Below are 22,155 nucleotides of genomic sequence, written 5' to 3' on the forward strand. Positions count from 1 at the left end.
CCTCCTTCCAGGACTTACACCTAAACAACTACAACATTTTACGCAATTTAATGATTTCCATGGCTATCTGTGCAGCGGTGACATAATCGCTTCGCCTGACTGCATCTTTTTCTTCAGCTTGTTTTTCTTTTATCTTTAACAACTTTTCATATTTCAACACTTGATTTATACAATCGGTCAGTTCTTTATCGGTAACTTCCTCATTCACTGACATCATTTCTATTTCTGAAACGATCCTTCTCAAGTTTGGATCCGGTAAATATGATAGGAAAAAGCTTGTATCCGGTTCGTGTCCATCTTCATAGAACGCATATAAATAGGTGATGATTGCCTGATGTTCATCTACATGAAAGGATGTCTGGCCAAGCAACTGCTGAATTTTGAAACTCATATCCCTGCTTTTAAGCATATGGGCAATCAACTTCATTTCAGCGTTATGATGTGCAGGCTTTAGCTTATGCTCATAATGCAGGGCCATTTTCTTTTGGGCTGCTGGCTGCGGCAAGGTCCCCTTCTTCCGTTCGCTGAAGAACACTTGTCGCTGCTGCTGCTCCAGCGCATCCAATGACAGGGAAAATTCAGAGGATATTTGCCGGAGATAATGATCCCTCTCCACTGCATTAGGCAATCGCGAAATTTCCTTAAGGACTTCTTCGATATATTGAATTCGATCTCCTTCATTATTTACATTTTTCCCTCGGCGCAAATAATGCATTTTGAATGCCATGTAGGTTAAACTGGCCCCTATTACTTCAGAAACAAAGCTTTTTTCACCGAATTCCTTTATGTAGTCATCGGGGTCCAAATTATCAGGCATGAGGGCGACCTTCACTGAAAAGTCATGATTCTGTAACATATCGACTGCACGATTGGCGGCATTCAAGCCAGCAGAGTCCGAATCGTAGCAGATAAGTATCTGATCGGTATTCCGCTTTAAAAGCTGGATATGCTGCTCCGTCAGGGCAGTCCCCATTGTTGCGACCGAATTCTCCACCCCTGCACGTACAGCTGAGATGCAATCGGCGAAGCCCTCAAAAATAACGACTTGTTCTTTTTTTCGTATATGTGGTCTTGCTTGATGAAAATTATATAAAGTTTTGCTTTTATTAAAGATGGGCGTCTCAGGACTATTCAAATACTTAGGCTCATCATTCCCCATCGCTCTTCCTGAAAACGCAATCGTATTTCCTTGATGATCCATGATTGGGAACATGACTCTATTTCTAAAACGGTCAAAATATGACTCGTCTTTTTCCCTAAAAATAATAAGCCCCGCCTGTTCCATATATTCCGCTGGAAACCCGCGCTTCAAAAGGAACTTGGACACGAAGTCCCACGAATCCAATGAGTAGCCTATTTGGAACTTTTCTATCGTTTCTTCAGTAAACCCGCGGCCAAGCAAATATTCGAGGGCTTCCTGCCCCTCCTTCGTGTTAACGAGGAGATGATGATAGAACTTTCGCAGCAGGTCATGGGCTTCAACCATTTGCTGCGAGCCGGCAGGCATGTTGGAGCGCTTGGAATCCTTGTTGACTTCAACATCCAAAGGAACATTTCCTTTTTCAGCCAATACTTTTGCGGATTCAACAAAATTGTAGCCCTCTATATCCATCAGGAAGGTGAAAATGTTCCCGCCTGCCCCGCACCCGAAACAGTGAAAGATTTGCTTTTCCGGTGAAACGGAGAATGAGGGAGAGTTCTCACCATGGAAAGGACATAAGCCAAAGTAATTGCGCCCTTGCTTCTTCAGCTGGACGTACTCCCCAATTAAATCTACAATGTCCACCGCTTCGCGAATTTGGTTAATTTTTTCGTCTTCTATACGGCCATTTATCATTTTTCCACCTTGCCATATTGGTGATAGTTTATTATTCGATACTGACGCCTAATTCCCTGCAAAGTTCGACAAAATTTTCAAAAGTTTATTTGTAAAGCTTAGTCGATCTTCCTTCGTGAATGGTTTCGGCCCTTTTGTATGCTTACCTTGCCTGCGCAGCTTAGCCGACTGGTAACGCATATCCAGGAGCATGAAAATATTCTCGTCCGTGTATTCCTTTCCCCTTGGGGAAAGAACGTAAACACCTTTGGGAAGCAGGGTCCCAGCCAATCCAATATCTGCCGTAACGACAACATCACCCTTTTTTACTGAGTTTACTATATAAAGATCCGCCGCTTCCTTGTCTGCATCGACATATACCCATTTCCCTTCAGGATCATTCATCATATTCTTGTATGATGCAACAAAACAGACATCGATATCGTGCAATCGGGCACATTGGAGGATCTCGTCTTTCACCGGGCATGCATCGGCATCGACATGTATCGTAGGTTTATCATTCATACCTTTTAATTCTACATCTTTCTGCATAATCCTTTTTCTCCCCTAAACTTTATGAAGATATCGTGAATTTTTCAGGATTACTTCCGAGTAATTTCCCTAAAAGAGCCCACATTATTCTTCAAGGAATATCTGATAATTTAAGTGAATGTGCCACAATTGCATTTAAACAGAGCGGCGTCTTTCAAATTATACGGAACATGTCGAATTATTTTTATGATAAAAACCTTGACATCTCACTAACCTTTAGTTTATTCGTTATTAATTAAGTCTAAACCTTAAGAATGCTTTTTTCTCACAATTTTTTATTATAGTCTATTTGTTTGAAAGATGCCAACATTTAAATTACGTTTATATTTTCATTCAATCGACGAAGCGGAATATGTAATTTTATTCTATATCTGTTCGTTATCCCCTAAAGGAGGCGTGGCATTAAAATGTGAGCCGACACTACACGTGTCTAGCTCACATTTTGGTTTTTCCGGATTTTTAAACATGTATATCAACGAGTTTTATTTTGCAGGATATTGATGATCAAATTGGCTGTTTCTTCCACCGCCTTGTTGGTTACATCGATGATCGGACAGTTCAGCCTAGATATGATCTTATCAAAGTATGTCAATTCTTCCTTAATGCGCTCTACATTAGCGTATATGGCGTGATCATTGAGCCCTAGTGATTTCAACCGTTCCTTGCGGATATGATTCAGCTTTTCCGGACTGATCTTTAATCCGATGCATTTTTCAGGGGGAACCAGGAACAATTCCTCTGGAGGCTCCACCTCAGGAACCAAAGGCACATTCGCCACTTTATAGCGCTTGTGTGCTAGATATTGTGAGAGCGGCGTTTTTGAAGTGCGCGATACACCGACAAGTACGATATCCGCTCGTAAAATGCCGCGAGGATCACGGCCATCATCATACTTGACGGCAAATTCGATCGCTTCGACACGTTTGAAATAATCATCATCCAGCTTCCGGACAAGACCTGGTTCATTGAGCGGTCCTTTTGGAGCCCTTTCCTGCAGGATGTCCATGAGCGGCCCCAAAATGTCATAAGCGGACAGATTTGCCTTTTCAACCTGTGCCTTCATATACGCCCTGATAGCTGGCTTCACAAGGGTATATGCAATGATTGCCCCATCTAGCTTGGCCAATGAAATTACTTCATCCACATTCTGTTCGTCTTCGATATACGGAATTCTCTTTATGGAAAAAGCCGACCCAGCGAACTGGCTGGCTGCTGCTTTGGTAACCAGTTCAGCCGTTTCCCCCACTGAATCCGATACAACATATATAATAGAACCCTTCATATTCTCCGTCATCCCTTTTGCAAGCCCCCTAATAGCCTTCATCAGCCAAAGCCACGAATGCTTTGGTTATATTGGTTTTTGTAATTCTTCCAATTACTTCATAGCCTTTATCCGTGTCTTTGACGACCGGTAACGAATCGATTTGTTTATCTATCAACTTTTTGGCAACATCTATCAAAAGGTCTTCTTTTGAACACATCGTAATATTGGGCATCCTGGTCATGATGATATTGACCGGAATGGAGTTAAGCTCTTGTTTGCCAATACTGGCACGCAACAAGTCCTTTCTGGATAAGACACCGACAAGCAAGGCATGTTTATCGACGACAAACATTGTCCCGACATCTTCTAGAAACATCATGACGATCGCATCATAAACGGAGATGCCCTCATCCACAACGACAGGGATCGATTGGTAATCTCGTACATATAGATGATTCAGGCTATCCGTCAAAAGCTGTGTACCCGACCTGCCTGTATAAAAATACCCCACACGCGGCCTGGCATCGAGGAACCCTGCCATCGTTAATATCGCTAGGTCCGGACGTAGTGTGGCCCTTGTGAGATTCAATCTATCTGCAATATGTTCCCCCGTTATCGGTCCATTTTCTTTGACGATTTGCAAAATATGTTCCTGACGTTTATTTAATTGGATTATAATCACCACCCCACTGCGTTTCGCAGAGCAAAGTAACAAAAGTTTTTCATTTAATCATTATATACTAAATTATTTAATAAAGGCATGTTTGTCCCATTTTATGTTTTGGAAGCGGAAAACCCCTTCCAAAAAGGGTTTTCCGCTTGCCATTCATCACACAATCAAAGGATGATTTTATTCATTGCCGCGAAGCTTGCCACCCAATCACTGATATCCTTCATGAGCGACAAACGGTTAGTGCGGAGTGCTTCATCTTCAGCCATGACCATCGTATTTTCGAAATACGCCTCTATTTCCCTTTGCAGTGAAATAAGCAGCTCAAACCGCTCAGCTTCACTTTGGGATTTGGTATATTGCCTTGCTGCCTGCTGATACTTTTCATATAGAGCTATTTCCTGATCATTTTCAAAAGCGTTCGGATCGACCGTCACCTTTTCCTCACATTTTCCGGCAATGTTCATGACACGGCTTAAAGCCTCCATGCTTTCTTTAAAGCCAGCTTCTTCTTTTTTTGCATCGAGGACGTGGGCACGCTCGACGATCGAATGGATGGATCCGATTTCACCAAACAGGACGGCATCGATCATATCGTAGCGGATTTGCTCTTCTTGCAGGAGATGCTTGATCCTTGCTTTGAAAAATGTGAACATATCTGCTTCAACTTCAGCTAAATCTCGTTTTAAGATGTTTTTTGCTTCAAGACCCTTAAGGCCTAGAACGATTAGCTCCTCTAAAGAAATATTCCATTTCTTCTCGGCGAGGATCTGAACGACACCGCTCGCCTGCCTTCTTAAAGCATATGGATCCTGGGACCCAGTCGGAATGACGCCAATGGCAAAGAAAGACGCAAGCGTATCGATTTTTTCAGCTAAACTTACAACCGCTCCAATCACCGATGGCGGTACATCATCATCTGCATGTCTTGGCATATAATGTTCATTGATGGCAGCAGCCACTTCTTTGGCTTCTCCTTTAAGGAGGGCGTATTTTTCACCCATATATCCTTGCAATTCCGGGAATTCGTAAACCATATGGCTGACCAAGTCAAACTTGGCGATTTCAGCTGCACGGAGGCACATTTCCTTTTCTTTTTCCCCTAAATGCAGTAAGTCAGCAAGCTTGCCCGCCACTGCCTTCACCCGTGAAGTTTTTTCGGCCAATGTACCGATTTCTTCATGATATACGATGCTGTCCAATTTCTTCAGAGCATCGGAAATTTCCCTTTTTTGATCTTCTTTATAGAAAAATGCTGCATCGGACAAGCGGGCCCGCAACACCTTTTCATTTCCTTTGGACACCTTATCCAAGTGCTTTGCATCTCCATTCCGGACGGTCACGAAGAATGGAAGTAATTTGCCCGCCTGGTCCTTGACAGGGAAATAGCGCTGATGTTCCTTCATTGAAGTAATCAGCACTTCTGCCGGAAGCTCAAGGAACTCCTCCTCGAATTGACCGTATAGCACGGTTGGATACTCGAGTAGATTGTTGACTTCTTCAAGCAGGGATTCATCGACGGGAATGATCCACCCTTTTTCCTGCTCAAGTCCTCTAATTTGATTTAAAATGACCTGACGGCGTTTATCCGGATCGGCCATGACAGATTGTTCTGCCAACGCTTCTTCGTACTGCGCAGGTTTGTCGATGATTGCCTTTTCACCCAAGAAACGGTGTCCATTCGTTTCTCGGCCCGTTTGCACCTCTGCGATCGAAAATGGCACGACATCTTGACCGAAAAGGGCAATCAGCCATTTAATCGGACGGACGAAGCGCAGCTCTTGATCGGCCCAGCGCATATTTTTCGGGAACGTCATCCCGCTGATGATATCCTCCAGTTCCGATAAAAGTTGAACTGTCGGCTGTCCCTTAATGAATTTATTCACATGGACATATTCAACACCCTTAAGTTCCTTGAAATAAATATCCTCGGAAGTCATGCCTTGACCCCTGACGAATCCTAAAGCTGCTTTGGACCAGTTCCCTTCACTATCCAAGGCGATTTTCTTTGCCGGTCCCTTCGCTTCTTCTTCGATATCCTTTTGGGATTCTTCAACATCTTTCACCAATATGGCTAAACGCCTTGGGGTTGAAAAAGCTTCAACCGTTCCGAAGCCAATCGCTTTTTCCGTCAGCCATTTCTGCACTTTATCCGAAAGCTGGTTCATTGACGCTGTCACGAACCGTGCCGGCAGCTCTTCCAAACCTATTTCCAATAACAAATCACGCTTGCTCATTTGTTTGTTCCCCTTTCACTTTCAGAATTGGGAAGCCTAATTTTTCCCGCTCTTCATAGAAGGTTTTGGCAACCTTACGCGCTAGGTTACGGCACCGGGCAATATATCCGGTTCTTTCCGTCACCGAGATGGCCCCTTTTGCATCCAAAAGGTTAAAGGTGTGTGAACACTTCAAGACATAATCGTAGGCTGGGTGTACAAGCCCTTCTTCCATTTGGCGATGCGCTTCCTTTTCATACATCGCAAAAAGCTGGAACAGCATATCAAGATCAGACGTTTCAAACGTATATTTTGAATGCTCGTATTCCGGCTGTCCAAAAATATCGCGGACTGTGAACCCTTCTGTCCATTCAAGGTCAAATACGTTTTCTTTATCTTGAATGTAAGAGGCAAGACGTTCGATTCCGTATGTAATTTCCACGGAAACCGGCTTGCATTCAAGTCCGCCCACTTGTTGGAAATATGTAAATTGGGTGATTTCCATTCCATCAAGCCATACTTCCCAGCCTAGGCCTGCACAGCCGAGAGATGGGTTTTCCCAATTATCCTCGACGAAGCGAATGTCATGCTCCAGCGGATTGATGCCTAAAGCGCGCAGTGAATCCAAATATAACTCTTGGATGTTGTCAGGTGAAGGCTTCATGATCACCTGAAATTGATGATGCTGATACAGGCGGTTAGGGTTCTCTCCATACCGGCCGTCTGCCGGACGCCTGGATGGCTCGACATATGCAACGCTCCACGGCTCAGGGCCAATCGCCCTTAGGAACGTGTATGGGCTCATCGTGCCTGCCCCTTTCTCGACATCATAAGCATTCATCAATATGCAGCCCTGTTCGGACCAATGCTTTTGCAGCGTTAAAATCATATTTTGAATATTCATCGTACACCTCCAAATTATTTAAAACGGCTCTTTGTTAATCGAGGACCGGGGTTCAACCACAGGTTTTAGGCAAACAAAAAACTCTCGTCCCTATGCGTTATGCATAGGGACGAGAGTTAACCCGCGGTTCCACCCTAATTGCCGTCATGAAACGGCCTCTTTTCAAAGCAGCATGCTCCGGAAACGCCCTTCCCTGTCAATCCATACCCCGGCTTCCACCGTCCCGGGTTCGCTTTTTATGGAGAATGACAGATACTCTTTTCCATCAACGCAATCTTCTATTTTAATGATTAGAATTTTATACAAACTATCACGGAATGTCAATAGCCGAGATGTTTAAAACAAGTCTTTCATCGTATCGATCTGTTTCAGGAACTTTTTTGACTTTAAATGCAGACCGGAATATTCTTCATAATAAGCATCAATGATTTTCTGCAGTTCCTTTTTCGTTTCCGGCTTGACGGATATGTTTCCGAGCCTGGACAAGTCCAAATAATAAAAGATACGCAGCAATTTGACGGCTGCAGGTGAGATCTTGTAATGATAAGGATCTTTGCCTAGACAGCGGTGACAAATAAACCCCGCTTCCCGAAGCGAGAAGGAGAACTCCCCTTCCGTTTCACCACAAACGGCACATTGGTTCAGCACTGGGTTAATCCCATTGACTGGCAGCATCTTCATTTCAAAAATGAATTTCAGGACCTCTGCGTCATATTCTTCGTTTATGTAATGCAAGGTTTGTGCAAGCAATTCATACAAATATGGATTCGGTTTCTTATCCTCGACACTTTTATCGAGCAGTTCCACGATGTAAGAGGCATACGCAGTTGCAAAAAGGTCTTCCCGGATGAACCGGAGCGAGTCGACCATTTCCCCTTGCTGAAGACTTCCGAGTCCGGTTGATGTAGTTACAAGAAAATACCCGGAGCAAAAAAGCTGGGTGACGGCTGATAACCTGCTGTTTGGCTTACTCGCACCTCTAGCCATAACGCCAATTTTTCCTAGCTCACGGGTATAGATCGTAATGATTTTGTTATTTTCTCCATATGCAGTTCGCCTTATAACGATGCCTTCACATTTTTGGAGCACACCCAGACACCACCCACGCTCGTCAAGACTAACCTATGAAACGGGAAAATCAAATTCTGCTAGCTCTTCATTCGATTGCAAGGGTCTTTCCTGTCTTTCGACTTCTATCTCCTTAAACAGCAAATAGGTGTCCACATTACCTGTTTCGCTAAATAACTCCCAGGTAAATTCCAACATATAAAGCCCACCTTTCATTTTTCACTAGCAATATGAGTAACCGACCATATGATTAGCTTGACCGTTTTCCAAACTTTCATGAAGCGTAAAATTTGTTAATTAGTATTCGCTTTCATTGAACCCGTAATCGCGAAGCTGACTGGCTTTGTTGCGCCAATCCTTCTGTACCTTGACCCATAGCTCCAGGAATACCTTCGACCCCAAAAGGTTTTCGATGTCCAGGCGCGCACGGCTCCCGACTTGCTTAAGCATTTTTCCTTGCTTTCCGATGACGATGCCTTTTTGGGAATCACGCTCGACGACGATCGTCGCCATCACATTGATGGTGTCGCTGTTATCCATTTTTTTTATTGAATCGATGACAACGGCCACTGAATGCGGAATCTCTTCACGCGTCAGGTGCAGCACCTTTTCACGAATCAATTCGGAAATGATGAAACGCTCCGGATGGTCGGTCACTTGGTCTGCAGGATAAAACTGGGGACCTTCAGGCAGGTGCTCCTTGATTTGTTCAAGCAGTGTATCGACGTTATTCCCTTCAAGCGCAGAAATTGGGACGACTGCCGCGAAAGGGTAAAGCTGTTGATATTTTTCAATGATCGGCAGCAGCTCATCCGGATGCATCGCGTCGATTTTGTTAACAACAAGGAAAACGGGCGTTTTTACGGATTGAAGCTTTTCAATGATGAATTCGTCGCCGCGGCCATATCCTTCGGTCGCATTGATCATGAAGAGAATCAAATCGACCTCTTTCAATGTATTCGTTGCCACTTTCATCATGAAATCACCAAGCTTATGCTTCGGCTTATGGATTCCAGGTGTATCGATGAATATCATTTGGGAGTCGTTTTGCGTAAGGACACCTTGCACCTTGTTTCTTGTCGTTTGCGGTTTATCACTCATTATGGCAATTTTTTGGCCAATGACGCGGTTCAAGAATGTACTCTTTCCAACGTTGGGACGGCCGATAATCGAGATGAAACCTGATTTGTACCCTTTTTCCTGTGTATCTTGAAATAATTTATCCATTTAAATCCTCCGGTGAAAAAGCTCCTGGAAGCAATTCCTGTACTGTTAATTCCTTCATATCACCATTTAAATTGGTCAAAACGACTGGCATATTCTTATCGCACAGTTCAGATATAACCTGCCTGCATGCTCCGCATGGAGATACAGGGCCATCGGTATCTGCGACGACCGCTAGCTTGGTGAATGCTTTATCGTTATGTGCATAGGCGCTGAATAAAGCGGTCCGCTCGGCACAATTGCACATGCTGTATGCGGCGTTTTCTATATTACACCCATGATAGACCTTGCCATCAACGGTTAAAAGGGCTGCCCCCACTTTAAATTTGGAATAAGGCACATATGCTTTTTCCCTTGCTATTTTAGCTTCCTCAATCAAATCTTTCGTATTCAATTCTCATCTTCCTTTCAAATTGAGTGTCGTGCTGCCGTTAAAGGCCCAGCTTAGGCAAAAAAATAATCAATCCAACTATGATAGAAAATATAGCATATATGAATACAGCTCCGGCTGCAATATCTTTTGCCTGCTTCGCCAATGGATGGAATTGATCTGTAACCAGGTCCACTACCCTTTCAATCGCTGAATTGATGAGCTCCAATGCAATCGTTCCCGCTATCGCCGCCAATATGAAGAGCCATTCCATTCCATTCAAGGAGAAATACCAGCCAAAAAGCAGGATGATTGCCGTCAGCACAAAATGTATCTTGATATTGCGCTCCGTTCGAATTGCCTCCAAAATTCCTTGACAGGCAAAAGAAAAACTTTTAATTAAAGGATACCTTTTTTTATCCTTTTCTTGAAAGTCCATATTCTTCCAAGATCTCCTTTTGTTTAGTGAACATCTCTTTTTCCTCTTCTTCATTCATGTGATCGTATCCCAATAAATGAAGGAAACCGTGAAGCGCCAAAAATCCAAGCTCACGATCGAAGGAATGCCCATATTCTTCAGCCTGCTCTTTCGTCCGCTCAATGGAAATGATGATATCGCCCAGCATCCGGGGCATTTCCCCTCCGATAATCTCAATTTCATCCTCACCCATCTCTTCAAGTGCAAAGGAAATGACATCCGTAGCTGAATCTTTATGACGATATTCCTTGTTGATTTCACGAATTCTCTCATTGCCCACAAAGGTGACGGACAACTCGGTATCCTCTTCGATTTTTTCTTTTTTTGCCGCGAAATGAAGAATGCTTTCAACTAGCTGTTGAGCTTCTTCGGTTACTTCATTCGTTTCATCCATTAAATCGATCGCTAAGATCATTCTTTCACCTTCTGTCCTAATTTATCCTGCTCCGGATATTCAATCCGGGAGTGGAAGATACCGTTCAGCGATTCACATAAGGAATGCTTCACGATACTTAATTCTCTCATAGTAATGTCACATTCATCAAATTGACCATCCTGAATTCTCTCCTGAATGATGAAATTGACCAATTCTTCAATCTTGTCCGGCGTTGGATGCTGCATCGACCTCACGGCAGCTTCCACACTATCGGCAATGCCTATGACCGCGACTTCCTTCATGACCGCCTTCGGCCCAGGATAACGGTATGCGTCCTCATGCGTGGCATCGTCCAGTTTCTTGGCCTTATGGTAGAAAAATTTCAACAACGTGGTCCCGTGATGCTGCTCCGCAATATCCACAATTTCTTTAGGGAATTTATGGCTCCGCAGCATCTCCCCGCCATCGACGGCATGGGCAATGATGATATCCCTGCTCGTTTCAGGCTGCAGCCGGTCATGCGGATTATCTCCATTCATTTGATTTTCGATGAAAAAATGCGGCATTTTCGTTTTGCCGATATCATGGTAATAACTGCCAACCCTTGCCAACAGGCCATTTGAACCAATCGATTCGCAAGCGGATTCCGATAAATTGGCGACCATGACACTGTGATGGTAGGTTCCTGGAGCCTCGATCAGGATTTTCCGCAGCAATGGATGATTCGGATTTGCTAGCTCGATCAATTTCATCGATGATAAAATTCCGAAGCCTGACTCGAAAAAGGGCAGCAGGCCCATCGTCAAAACGGCCGAGCCAACACCTGAGCCTATCGCCGCAACGGCATAATACAAATATTCCATTCTCGTATAATGGCCATCCATGATGAAGATGAGCGAAAACACAAAGGCCATATTGATTAAAGACAGCAGCAGGCCTGCCACCAAAACCTTCGATTTGAAGTTGAGCCTAGATAAGATGAGGATGGCCGTCAACCCGCCGAAAATGATATAAAGCCCCATCGCAATATCAAGATTCCCAGGCGTATCTCCATTGAATATGATCGTACCATAAGAACCTAATAATATGATCATCGCCACCGCCAATTTATCATTCAACAAGATCTTGATGAGCATAGCGGACATGGCAACCGGAAAAATATATTCCAAATTCGAGTTTTTCATGTCTGCCAGGATGCTGATCATTTTCATCGTGGCCATCGAAAGGATGAAGACAAGGCTGAAGATCAATAGTTGATTGTACTTGTTATCCTTTTTCGAAAACGAAAAGGTGAAAAAGTAATAAAAGGCAGTAAAGGTCAACACGATGAATAAAAGCAGCCCGATATAAGGGTATATGGTTGACTCGGCATTCAGAAAGCCTGCAAGCTCTAGCTGCCGATAAACATCCCTATCCACTAACTGATTTTCTTCAACAATGATCTGCCCTTGAAGGATTCGGATCGGCTCCACGCTATCAATCGCTTTCCTTCGCTGTTCCTCCGTTTTATCCTTATCGAAGAAAACATTTTGGATGATGGCCGTCCGCGCTAGGGAATTAGAGGCTTTTTTCATATCACTGCTGATGCTCATATAGCCCAATTCCTCTACGACCTTTTTCTTGGCGTTTTCGACGTCACTCGCTGCAATTCTGGAGCTCATCACATTATTCACGGCGGTGATGGTTGAATCCCTCGCAATCTTCAGCTCATCTTCATCCGCCTGCACCAAAGCAAGGAAAACGGAATCCTCAATATTTTTATTGACCTCATCAGTCAACTTCTCTTTTAAAATGGAAACCTTTTGTGCATCTGTCTTGATGGTTTCCTTTTTCTTATCCTTCTCCCCGTCTTTGTCATGATCGTTATCGGGGTCCGTTTCCTTTTTAACCTCGATCGCCGTATCGAAAATCGAGGCAATCAGATCGACTTTATTCTTGGCATATTCTTTTTTTAACGAATAAACATCCGGTACCTGTTTAGATATCTCTTCTTTTTCCTGTTCCGTCTTATAGGTATCTTCCACCGTCTTGGTTGAACGGATCGTTTGCTCCGCAGGCTTGAAAAGCTCGACTTGGACTCTTTCCGGTTTAACATTGGAAAACATCAGCCCATACGCGAATACACCAAGAATGATGAACAATAGCACCTGGAAAAAACGATGGACCAATAGCCCTTTTAATTTAGTGAAGAATTTCTGGATACGATTCAAGGAAGGTCCTCCTAAAAAAATGATGGTTATTATTCTAGATATGTAAAATCATAACAGTTTTCATATTTTTTTTCACCTGCGGATTAGATAAATGTAAGGCTTCTTTCGCCCCTTTTCCACTTTTTTGTGAAAAAGTCGTGACATTTGGGCACATCACGAAAAATCCGCCGATTGAAATGGCGGATTCGTTCCTATGACTTTGCCTGTTCATAAGCAGTGATGATTTTGGCAACAAGCGGATGTCTCACTACATCGCTTTGTTCGAAATATACGAAGGATAGACCTTTGACATTCTTCAAAATCTCCTCTGACCTTACCAAACCTGACTTCATCCCTTTTGGGAGGTCAATCTGTGTCCGGTCCCCCGTAATGACCATCTTCGATCCGAACCCAAGACGGGTTAGGAACATTTTCATTTGGGCCTCCGTCGTATTTTGGGCTTCATCCAAAATGACAAAGGCATCTTCAAGCGTACGGCCCCTCATATAAGCCAGGGGGGCAATTTCGATCGTCCCCCGCTCGATCATCCGCTGGGTCTGTTCCATCCCTAGAAGGTCATGGAGAGCGTCGTACAGCGGCCGCAAATAAGGATCCACCTTTTCCTTTAGGTCTCCCGGGAGAAAACCGAGGCTTTCCCCCGCTTCAACGGCAGGCCTTGTCAGGATGATCCGCTTAACCTGTCCATTTTTCAGAGCATTGATCGCCATCACTACAGCGAGATACGTCTTCCCTGTTCCGGCGGGCCCGATTCCAAAGACGAGGTCGTGCTTCTTTATCGCCTGGATATAATGCCTTTGCCCGATCGTTTTAACTTTAATCGATTTCCCCTTGGCGGTTTTGGCAATTTCCTCATCATACAATTCACCGAAATACTCAAGGGTACCTTTTCTAGCCATTTCAATGGCATAAAGCACATCTCTGGAACTGATCGCAATTCCTTTTCTGATTACTGTCAACAGTGCCTTCAGGATTTCCTGCCCCATTGTTATCCGGTCGATTGCGCCAGCGACACTGACGGCTTCACCTCGGGTAATGACGGAAATGCCCAGCTCTTCTTCAAGCACTTTTACATTTGAATCCCCATTGCCCAACAAAGCAATCGCTTCATTAGGTGATTCGATTTCAAGCTTGATTACTTTCACATCATCTGCCATTCGTTAGTCTCCTTGAATGATTGGCTGTCCAATCGCTATATCTTCAATAACTTGGTAATGTATAGACAATTTAACTTTACCATTCTCCAGGCTTTCGTGCAAAATTTTTTCTCCGATGATTTCATCTTCTTCATCCAAATGCTTCTTCAATTCCGCTTTAGCCATTTTCCTTCCTTCCTTCACAGCCTCTTCCCTCGTATAGCTCCGTACGATATCCTCCTTGCTCCTCAATGTCACTTGTTTATAGGATATGGGGAGTTCCCATTGCAGGAAGTGAAAAGGCCTGACGGTCGTTTCTTTTTCCTGCTTGTCATAACCTGGATCCTTGAATCCCCATACAGGAAGGGAAAAACCGCCCATTTTCAAGTAATGCTTATTCGTTTCATTTCCGTTCAAAACGGAAAATTTCGTTTTCATCGGAATCTTCACCTCGGCATTGTACCAGGTTTTCCCTTTGATCACTCCCTGCGCAGATACGATTTCCTGCTTATCCTCTTTGCCGATCAAACCTGAGACGAGAAGCTGCCCCTTTCCGACATAATCATTTACATTTACTTTAGATTGTCCTTTTTTTACAAACATATCAGCGATGATCGCCTTTTTCGAGGCCACCAAGTTCTGCGGCGATGTTTTCTCGACCTCCTTCGGCTGCCGTTTTTCAACGACACGGAAATGGTACGTCGTCCCCTTGAGCTCGACCCCAACCCAGGTCAGTGCCCCGATTCGATCCGACAGCTTACGCTGGATCGTATCCACATCATCAACAAAAAATTGCACTTTGCCGATCTTCACGCCCATCTTGTCCAATTCTTTGCGGATGGCATGCTCGGTCGCCGGCTTTGCATCCTTCACCTCGATCCCCCATACCATATTGGAAAGCACGAAAATGCAAAGCAAAAACGCAATGAGCCCGACAAGGAACCCGCTGTTTTTCATCACTCTCTTTAGCAGGAAAGGGAATCCCCTCCCCTGCATGAACGATACTTTACAATCGCTTTTACGCATGACCTGGCGGAGTTTAGGAATATCCCTGAATTCCATATGGAAAATCAGGGCTTCACTGCCAACACGCTTCAAATCCCAGATATGAAGCCCTCTTCGTGTCAGCATATTGATCAGCCGTTCTGCACCTTTTCCATGTGCCTTCACTTTTACATAGCCTGTATAATAGTTTGTCCATTGGTTTTTCATGGAGACCTCCCAGGATCATTCATTGATAAAATAAACTTTGTCGATCTTTCCTTCGAGCATGATTTCTTCGGGCAAGATCGTCTTTATGACAAAGGAGCTTCCCTTTATCAGCAGGTGGCCCTGTTTCAGCATCAAGCGTACTTCGCTATCAGTAAAGGCCAACAAGCCACGATGGTTTTCAATGTAGATATGTAATTGCCCGATCATGGTAATTCTCGGCAGGTCCATCATGACATCTTGCGGAAGGTCCATTGTATTGGTCATAAGCTGTTTCATCTTTTTTCCCCAATTGCGAGCCATAAAAAAGAACCCCCTTTCATCTCAATGTATGAGGTGAAAGGGGGTTCTAGCACAAAATTATCCGGGAACGAAAGTCTATTTTTTCTTGAAGCGATCAAGAGAGATGTCCGCTTATTTTCTGGATCTTTGGAGAGTTCGCTTCGCCCTTGGCGGGCCCAGCACTTCCGACATGATGATGCCATCAATCAGCTGCTTTTTCCCGAAGGAAGGTCCTTTACGATAAACGGGACTGCTGGTATCGGATATGGCTGAGGCAATACTATCGGCCTTCGCCTTTTGATATAAACGTTCTTGATCATACTTCTGCTGAAGCCGCCTAAGCTCGGCGATCCTTTGGTTCGCTTCACTCTTCGTCTCATCGATTATCTCGGCAGCCTGTGGTGCCTGCTGTTCGACTTTCCTTACAGGAGCAGGGGCAGGGCCTTGCTGCTGGTTCCCCTGCATTTCACCTTGTAGCTCCCGCATGACATCCTGCCATTTCTTTTTAGGAGGGCCATTAGGGGCACCATTTTCCCGAGACTGCTTTTTCCTGCCTAACATGGACGAGATAATGCCGATCAAGATAATGATTAGGAATGGGTTCCCGAGAAAGAAATCAATGATATCTCCCATTTAAAGATCTCCCTTCCCTAACCTAGTTATTATGGTTGTTATTGTTGTTATCTTTTGGATTTTCGGAAATTTTACTGATCGAACCACGCATATCCGTATCAGCGGTTATATTTTGGATGTTCATATAGTCCATAACGCCAAGGTTTCCGCTTTTAAGTGCATCGGCCATGGCCAGCGGTACTTCCGCTTCGGATTGAACGACTTTCGCACGCATTTCCTGAACACGGGCAACCATTTCCTGTTCAAGGGCAACAGCCATCGCACGTCGCTCCTCAGCCTTGGCCTGGGCAATTTTCTTATCGGCCTCGGCTTGGTCCGTTTGCAGGATCGCCCCGATGTTTTTGCCGATATCCACTTCAGCGATATCGATGGAAAGTATTTCGAATGCCGTTCCTGAATCCAATCCCTTTGATAATACCGTTCTTGAAATAAGATCGGGATTTTCGAGGACATCCGTATGCATTTTAGAAGCACCGATCGTCGATACGATCCCTTCACCGACACGGGCGATGATCGTTTCTTCACCGGCACCACCGACTAGACGTTCAATATTGGCACGAACTGTGATCCTTGCCTTCGCTTTCACTTCAATCCCGTTCATCGCCACACCTGAGATGAATGGAGTTTCGATCACTTTCGGGTTAACGCTCATTTGAACGGCTTCCAGTACATCACGGCCGGCCAGGTCAATGGCTGCACCGCGCTCGAAAGGCAGTACGATGTTGGCACGTTCCGCAGCGATCAAAGCGTTGACAACCCGATCGACATTTCCTCCTGCAAGGTAATGGCTCTCCAATTGATTGGTCGAAACATTGATTCCTGCCTTATGGGCCTTGATGAGGGGATTGACTACCCTGCTCGGTATAACTCGGCGAAGTCTCATCCCAACCAATGTAAATATACTGATTTTCACTCCTGCAGCCAATGCGGATATCCAGAGCATCACTGGCACGAATGTGAAAAATACCGACAATACGATGATGGCAGCAATCACTGCCAGTACAATAAAAATCGTTCCTGATGTTATCACGTAATGATTCATCCTTCCTGTTTCTTTAAATTTTAATTGGAATCCGGGATTTCCCGGACGACTACCCTAGATCCTTCAACCTTGACGATGATTAGTGCCGAACCTCTGGAAATGTAGCTTCCCTCGGTCACGACATCCACTCTCTCATCATTGATCAATGCAGTTCCCGAAGGCCGTAGATCTGTAAAGGCCTTCCCTTTCACACCTAATAAATCGACTCGATTCGGATTACTAACATACCCTTGCTCCGTCTTTGTTGCATCGGTTAAAATCATTTTCCTGAAAAATTTCATTTGTTTTCCAAACACCTTTACAAGTAGGATGAATGCCAAAATCGATACGGTTACCGCAATAAGCAGGGATATGGTCATATGGACCGGATCATCCGAAGCGAGGAACAAACTCCCCACGATCGCCGTAAATCCAAGCAGTCCTATAATCCCTCCCGGGATGAAAAACTCCGCCAGCACGAGGATGACGCCGATGATGAACATCGCCAGCGATTCGTACCCGGTGATGCCTGCGACAAGATGACCATAAAAGAATAAGACAAGACTGGAGACTCCAATGATTCCCGGAAAGCCAAAGCCGGGAGAAAACAATTCAATCACGATCCCGATGCCGGCAATCGTCAATAAAATCGGAACGACAATCGGATTGGTCAAAAAACGGGCAAGCTTTTCAGGAAAGCTTTCTTCGATCGTTCGGATGTCGGCATCCTCAACACCGAGCTTACTATACAGCTCGGCTTTCCCTGAGACGACGCCTTCACTATATCCAGCTTTTCTGGCCTGTTCAGCTGTGAACGTCAGCAGCTTCCCCCTTCCTGCACCATATTCAGGAAGGTCGATGTCCTCATCCGCCATCGCTTGGGCAAACTTCGGATCGCGGCCATTTTGTTCCGCGGCTGTCTTCATCGCAGCCAGCCAATAAGACTGCGCCTTCTTGCTCGCAGCGTTGCCCGCTGAATCAATCACGGCTGCCGATCCCATGGTAGCACTTGGGACCATATAGATTTCATCTGCACTAAGGGCAATATAGGCACCCGCAGACAATGCCCGGTTATTGACATAGGCAACGGTCTTGACCGGGGAATCCGACAGTAGCTTCGCAATTTTGCCCGCTGCATCGACAGCACCGCCAGGGGTATTCACCTCGAAAATGACTAGATCTGCATCAGCTTCTTCAGCAGTGTTAAGCGCACGCTCCAAAAAAGCCGAAAGACCGTTTTCCACCGTTTCTTCAATCGGAACATGGTAAACGATTTTCTCCTGTGCAGAAGCAGCCAATACTCCAAACGATGACACGGTGAACAGCAATCCCAATATCAGTACAGATATATAACGCCAAATTTTCAGGCGGAACGCCTCCTTTCCCCTTAATCAAACGCTGTAAGCCCTCCAAATGTCAGGAGGATTCTTACCCGAATCCAATTCGCCACTAAAATGGGTATAAGGGTACATGAAGCCCCCTTAACTCTGTTCTATTGTTATTACGTATGTATATGAAAAAGGTTTCAAAAATAGCAAATAAATTTGTGAGTGCCGTGACTCCCACACCCCGTTACAATAATATACGCATAATCATCACGAAATACACAAAAACCACAGGCAAGCTGCCTGCGGTTAGGTTTCGAGTTTTAAGTTTAGAGTTTAAGATAGATGTTGTAATACTAATTTGTTAACTAGAGAACCATCCGCTTTACCTTTAACTTTAGGCATTAAAGCTCCCATAACTCTCCCCATATCTGCTTTGGATGTTGCATTGACTTCTTCAATCGTCTGTTTGACGATATTGGAAATCTCTTCTTCTGAAAGTTGCTCAGGCATATATGCCTCTACGTATACTAGTTCGGTGCGGACTTTATCCACGAGATCGGAACGACCTGCGTTTTCAAACTCCTGGAGGGAGTCTTTGCGTTGTTTTAATTCGCGAGAGAGCACTGTCAATTCTTCATTATCTGTTAAATCTTGTCTCAGCTTAAGAGCTTCGTTTTGGATAGAAGCTTTCAGCATCCGAATAACAGATAGTTTGTCCTTTTCCTTGTTCTTCATCGCTTGTTTCATATCATTATTTAAACGCTCGAGAAGACTCATCTTTCCACCCTCTCTTAGAATTTACGTTTTCTTGCAGCTTCAGACTTTTTCTTACGTTTTACGCTTGGTTTTTCATAAAATTCACGCTTCCTAGCTTCCTGAAGCGATCCTGCTTTAGATACAGTACGTTTGAAACGACGAAGAGCATCTTCAAGCGATTCGTTTTTACGAACGACGGTTTTAGACATCTCTTTCCCTCCCTCCGAAAACAACACACTAACTCAAGTTGTCAACATGTTATACATGTACTAAACAATTATAATATATCATCTTTATCAGGTCAACCAATATAATCAAACTTATTTTGATTATTCTCATGTTCTAATCGGGATTTTCACCTAAACGGCCATTCCCCTAAAAAGAAAACCCTTTTAAAGCATGTCTCCCCCGATTGGACCATATGCTTAGGAAGAGGTGAGGGCCATGCATGAGCTTTTTTTATTCGGATTCTACATAGCGATGTTTCTTGCGGGAATGTCAGTATTGCGAATTGGACTGTTCAATATGTCAGGAGCCGCACTAAAGACTTTTCTCGCAAAAGTAACGGATAAGCCATGGAAAGGGTTTATCGCAGGTACCCTTTTCACAGGCGTCCTCCAGAGCAGCTCGGCAGTCATGGTCATGACGGTCGGGCTCGTTTCTGCAGGAAGTTTAACTTTCCCGCAAACGATCGGGATTATACTTGGAACGAATATCGGCTCCACTCTCACGGCAGAGTTCATGAGCTTCACGTTAGATAGATGGATCATTCCCGGCGTCATTTGCGGAGCCCTGCTTTGCTTCATGCCTAAGGTTTTGCCGAGGAGCTTGGGAATGTCACTCATCGGCATCTCAGCCATCTTTGCGGCGATGGGAGGATTCAAAACGCTCTCGACACCTATTGCCGCTTACCCATCCATCCAAACGATCATCGGTTACATAGAAAGCCATATGAGTTTTGCGTTATTGGCGGGAATCGCATTAACGGCACTCATCCACTCCAGTTCGGTAACCATCGGGATCGCGATGAGTTTTTTGATGAACGGGGAACTATCCGTCTCTTCCGCCATCATCATCATGCTTGGTTCCAATATCGGCACTTGCATCACCGGATACATGGCCAGCATTGGTTCCGGCAGACAAGCTGCCTTTACAGCCTATGCCCATATTTGGCTTAATGTCCTCGGGGTTGCCGCCTTCCTGCCCTTTGTCGATATCCTGGAACGAACGGCTGCCTTTTTCACCGAAAACAAAGCGACCCAACTCGCTCACGCCAGCGTCCTTTTCAATATCCTGACTTCGCTGGCTGTCTTGCCAGCCGCACGCCACTTCTCCAACCTCATCCTTTGGGTGCATCGGCCAAGCTCAAAAAAATAAAGGGCTTGTCCTAAAAGTCAATGGCTTTGGATAAACTTCCAGCGGTTTGCTCGTAAGTTTCGATTTTCTCCGCAAAATTGCGCAGTTTCGCTAATTTTTAGAGCTAGTTCTTATGCATTTTCATGTCTCACATTCAGATTTGGCGGTTTACTCGCGAATTTGGGCAGTTTACTCGCGAGATTTATGCTTTTACTCGCGATTCTCGTGATTGTGCTTGTTTTCTTTAAAGTGGAGGCCATTATTCATTCCTATTTCCATAATACACGATTAAAAAAGTTTCTTAATTCCAAAAATAACGAGTGATATTTCAAAATTGAAACATTCTTTCCTATTTTGCTACGGAGAGCTTGATCTTGGACAAAAATGAAACAAGCGCAATCAGACGTAGTAGGAAAAAAGGGAATAAAAATAGGCGGAGAAAGGTTATTCTCCGCCCTTTGAAAAATCAGAAAATCAATAATCGGAATCAGCCGTTAAGCCTTTTACGATGGAGACGCCGGCACTGGCGCCAATTCTTGTGGCTCCTGCTTCAATTACATTTTGGGCGTCAGCCGTGTTGCGGACTCCGCCAGAAGCTTTGACACCGATGTCAGGTCCAACCGTTTTTCTCATCAATGCGATATCTTCGACAGTGGCTCCTCCGGTCGAGAAGCCAGTTGATGTCTTCACGTAATCCGTTCCGGCTTTTACAGCTAGTTCGCAAGCACGGACTTTTTCTTCTTCCGTCAATAATGATGTTTCGATGATCACTTTCGAAAGCGCTTTGCCAGTGGACGCAGCCACTACTGCACGAATATCACGCTCTACCAATTCATCATTTTTGTCCTTCAAAGCGCCGATGTTGATGACCATATCGACTTCGTGTGCTCCGTTGGAGATGGCATCCTTCGTTTCGAACGCTTTCGTTTCCGGTGTGGTTGCGCCAAGAGGGAACCCGATGACCGTACACACTTTCACTTCCGAGCCTTCCAATAGCTCGCTTGCATATTTCACCCATGTCGGATTCACGCAAACGGAAGCAAATTTGTATTCGCGCGCTTCTTCGCATAATACCTTTATTTGCTCTTTCGTCGCATCCGCTTTTAATAACGTATGATCAATTAAACCTGCTACATTTTGTGACATTTGAAATCCTCCTCAGGAACATATTCTAACTAGTTGTACGTACCTCTCATAATATCATAGTTTGTCCAATTTGACGATATATATAGTCTTTACCCGAATGGTCAAAGAAAACACATAAAAAAAAGACAGCGTATATCGCTGTC

Annotated in this window: 24 protein-coding genes and 1 other annotated feature; of the genes, 1 reads left to right on the top strand and 23 read right to left on the bottom strand. The window is 44.5% G+C overall.

Annotation, left to right across the window (positions count from 1 at the left end):
• Positions 1 to 28 precede the first annotated feature (28 nt).
• The 21 genes from dnaG to rpsU form a co-directional block, all read right to left on the bottom strand.
• Entirely contained in the window at positions 29 to 1,837 is a 1,809-nt protein-coding gene (dnaG, locus tag QNI08_RS18910) for a DNA primase (RefSeq protein WP_483313795.1), read from the bottom strand.
• Positions 1,838 to 1,885: 48 nt separating this feature from the next.
• Complete coding sequence (locus QNI08_RS18915) at positions 1,886 to 2,341, bottom strand: YaiI/YqxD family protein (RefSeq protein ID WP_285768972.1); 456 nt, start codon at positions 2,339 to 2,341, stop codon at positions 1,886 to 1,888.
• Between the two features lie 499 nt (positions 2,342 to 2,840).
• The gene (locus QNI08_RS18920; RefSeq protein ID WP_285768944.1) at positions 2,841 to 3,650 is read right to left on the bottom strand and encodes a pyruvate, water dikinase regulatory protein; all 810 of its coding nucleotides are present in this window, start codon (positions 3,648 to 3,650) and stop codon (positions 2,841 to 2,843) included.
• A 28-nt stretch (positions 3,651 to 3,678) separates the two neighbouring features.
• Positions 3,679 to 4,317, bottom strand: a complete 639-nt coding sequence (gene ccpN, locus QNI08_RS18925) for a transcriptional regulator CcpN (protein WP_285768945.1) — start codon at positions 4,315 to 4,317, stop codon at positions 3,679 to 3,681.
• 152 nt (positions 4,318 to 4,469) lie between these two features.
• On the bottom strand, positions 4,470 to 6,539 hold the full coding sequence (glyS, locus tag QNI08_RS18930) for a glycine--tRNA ligase subunit beta (protein WP_285768946.1): 2,070 nt from the start codon (positions 6,537 to 6,539) through the stop codon (positions 4,470 to 4,472).
• Entirely contained in the window at positions 6,526 to 7,422 is an 897-nt protein-coding gene (gene glyQ / locus QNI08_RS18935) for a glycine--tRNA ligase subunit alpha (RefSeq protein WP_285768947.1), read from the bottom strand. Before glyQ ends, glyS begins: the two co-directional genes overlap by 14 nt.
• Before the next feature lie 102 nt (positions 7,423 to 7,524).
• Positions 7,525 to 7,700 (bottom strand) — a binding site (T-box leader).
• A 58-nt stretch (positions 7,701 to 7,758) separates the two neighbouring features.
• Positions 7,759 to 8,511 carry a DNA repair protein RecO gene (gene recO, locus QNI08_RS18940; RefSeq protein ID WP_285768948.1) on the bottom strand — a complete coding sequence of 251 codons (753 nt, stop codon included), beginning with the start codon at positions 8,509 to 8,511 and terminating at the stop codon, positions 7,759 to 7,761.
• A 33-nt stretch (positions 8,512 to 8,544) separates the two neighbouring features.
• The gene (locus tag QNI08_RS18945) at positions 8,545 to 8,688 is read right to left on the bottom strand and encodes a YqzL family protein (RefSeq protein WP_285768949.1); all 144 of its coding nucleotides are present in this window, start codon (positions 8,686 to 8,688) and stop codon (positions 8,545 to 8,547) included.
• Positions 8,689 to 8,787: 99 nt separating this feature from the next.
• A complete protein-coding gene (gene era, locus QNI08_RS18950) occupies positions 8,788 to 9,717 on the bottom strand; it encodes a GTPase Era (protein ID WP_285768950.1) in 930 nt (309 codons plus the stop codon).
• Entirely contained in the window at positions 9,710 to 10,108 is a 399-nt protein-coding gene (locus QNI08_RS18955) for a cytidine deaminase (protein WP_285768951.1), read from the bottom strand. Before QNI08_RS18955 ends, era begins: the two co-directional genes overlap by 8 nt.
• 37 nt (positions 10,109 to 10,145) lie before the next feature.
• Positions 10,146 to 10,523 (bottom strand): diacylglycerol kinase family protein, encoded by a 378-nt coding sequence (locus QNI08_RS18960; protein ID WP_285768952.1) that lies wholly within the window; start codon positions 10,521 to 10,523, stop codon positions 10,146 to 10,148.
• Complete coding sequence (ybeY, locus tag QNI08_RS18965; protein ID WP_285768953.1) at positions 10,501 to 10,977, bottom strand: rRNA maturation RNase YbeY; 477 nt, start codon at positions 10,975 to 10,977, stop codon at positions 10,501 to 10,503. The genes QNI08_RS18960 and ybeY overlap by 23 nt, the downstream gene beginning before the upstream one ends.
• Entirely contained in the window at positions 10,974 to 13,148 is a 2,175-nt protein-coding gene (locus tag QNI08_RS18970; RefSeq protein ID WP_285768954.1) for an HD family phosphohydrolase, read from the bottom strand. The genes ybeY and QNI08_RS18970 overlap by 4 nt, the downstream gene beginning before the upstream one ends.
• A gap of 191 nt (positions 13,149 to 13,339) precedes the next feature.
• Positions 13,340 to 14,302 carry a PhoH family protein gene (locus QNI08_RS18975; RefSeq protein ID WP_285768955.1) on the bottom strand — a complete coding sequence of 321 codons (963 nt, stop codon included), beginning with the start codon at positions 14,300 to 14,302 and terminating at the stop codon, positions 13,340 to 13,342.
• Between the two features lie 3 nt (positions 14,303 to 14,305).
• A complete protein-coding gene (gene yqfD / locus QNI08_RS18980) occupies positions 14,306 to 15,493 on the bottom strand; it encodes a sporulation protein YqfD (protein ID WP_285768956.1) in 1,188 nt (395 codons plus the stop codon).
• A 15-nt stretch (positions 15,494 to 15,508) separates the two neighbouring features.
• Positions 15,509 to 15,793, bottom strand: coding sequence for a sporulation protein YqfC (gene yqfC, locus QNI08_RS18985; RefSeq protein WP_285768957.1), 285 nt, complete (start codon positions 15,791 to 15,793; stop codon positions 15,509 to 15,511).
• A 111-nt stretch (positions 15,794 to 15,904) separates the two neighbouring features.
• Positions 15,905 to 16,405: a hypothetical protein gene (locus QNI08_RS18990; protein ID WP_285768958.1), complete on the bottom strand. Its 501-nt coding sequence runs from the start codon at positions 16,403 to 16,405 to the stop codon at positions 15,905 to 15,907.
• A 22-nt stretch (positions 16,406 to 16,427) separates the two neighbouring features.
• Positions 16,428 to 17,417, bottom strand: a complete 990-nt coding sequence (gene floA, locus QNI08_RS18995; RefSeq protein WP_483313797.1) for a flotillin-like protein FloA — start codon at positions 17,415 to 17,417, stop codon at positions 16,428 to 16,430.
• Between the two features lie 50 nt (positions 17,418 to 17,467).
• The gene (locus QNI08_RS19000) at positions 17,468 to 18,742 is read right to left on the bottom strand and encodes an NfeD family protein (protein WP_285768959.1); all 1,275 of its coding nucleotides are present in this window, start codon (positions 18,740 to 18,742) and stop codon (positions 17,468 to 17,470) included.
• Positions 18,743 to 19,087: 345 nt separating this feature from the next.
• Positions 19,088 to 19,531 (bottom strand): GatB/YqeY domain-containing protein, encoded by a 444-nt coding sequence (locus QNI08_RS19005; RefSeq protein ID WP_285768960.1) that lies wholly within the window; start codon positions 19,529 to 19,531, stop codon positions 19,088 to 19,090.
• Positions 19,532 to 19,545: 14 nt separating this feature from the next.
• Positions 19,546 to 19,719: a 30S ribosomal protein S21 gene (gene rpsU / locus QNI08_RS19010; protein ID WP_028391853.1), complete on the bottom strand. Its 174-nt coding sequence runs from the start codon at positions 19,717 to 19,719 to the stop codon at positions 19,546 to 19,548.
• A gap of 235 nt (positions 19,720 to 19,954) precedes the next feature.
• Between rpsU and QNI08_RS19015 the strand changes: the two genes are divergently transcribed.
• Entirely contained in the window at positions 19,955 to 20,887 is a 933-nt protein-coding gene (locus tag QNI08_RS19015; protein WP_285768961.1) for a Na/Pi symporter, read from the top strand.
• Between the two features lie 110 nt (positions 20,888 to 20,997).
• Here the strand turns inward: QNI08_RS19015 and QNI08_RS19020 are convergent, their stop codons facing one another.
• Together QNI08_RS19020 and deoC are read right to left on the bottom strand one after the other, a co-directional pair.
• The gene (locus QNI08_RS19020) at positions 20,998 to 21,126 is read right to left on the bottom strand and encodes a hypothetical protein (RefSeq protein ID WP_285768962.1); all 129 of its coding nucleotides are present in this window, start codon (positions 21,124 to 21,126) and stop codon (positions 20,998 to 21,000) included.
• Positions 21,127 to 21,340: 214 nt separating this feature from the next.
• Positions 21,341 to 22,012 carry a deoxyribose-phosphate aldolase gene (gene deoC, locus QNI08_RS19025; RefSeq protein WP_285768963.1) on the bottom strand — a complete coding sequence of 224 codons (672 nt, stop codon included), beginning with the start codon at positions 22,010 to 22,012 and terminating at the stop codon, positions 21,341 to 21,343.
• Between the last annotated feature and the right edge of the window lie 143 nt (positions 22,013 to 22,155).

The organism is Peribacillus folii, from assembly GCF_030271255.1.
Lineage (GTDB): Bacteria > Bacillota > Bacilli > Bacillales > DSM-1321 > Peribacillus.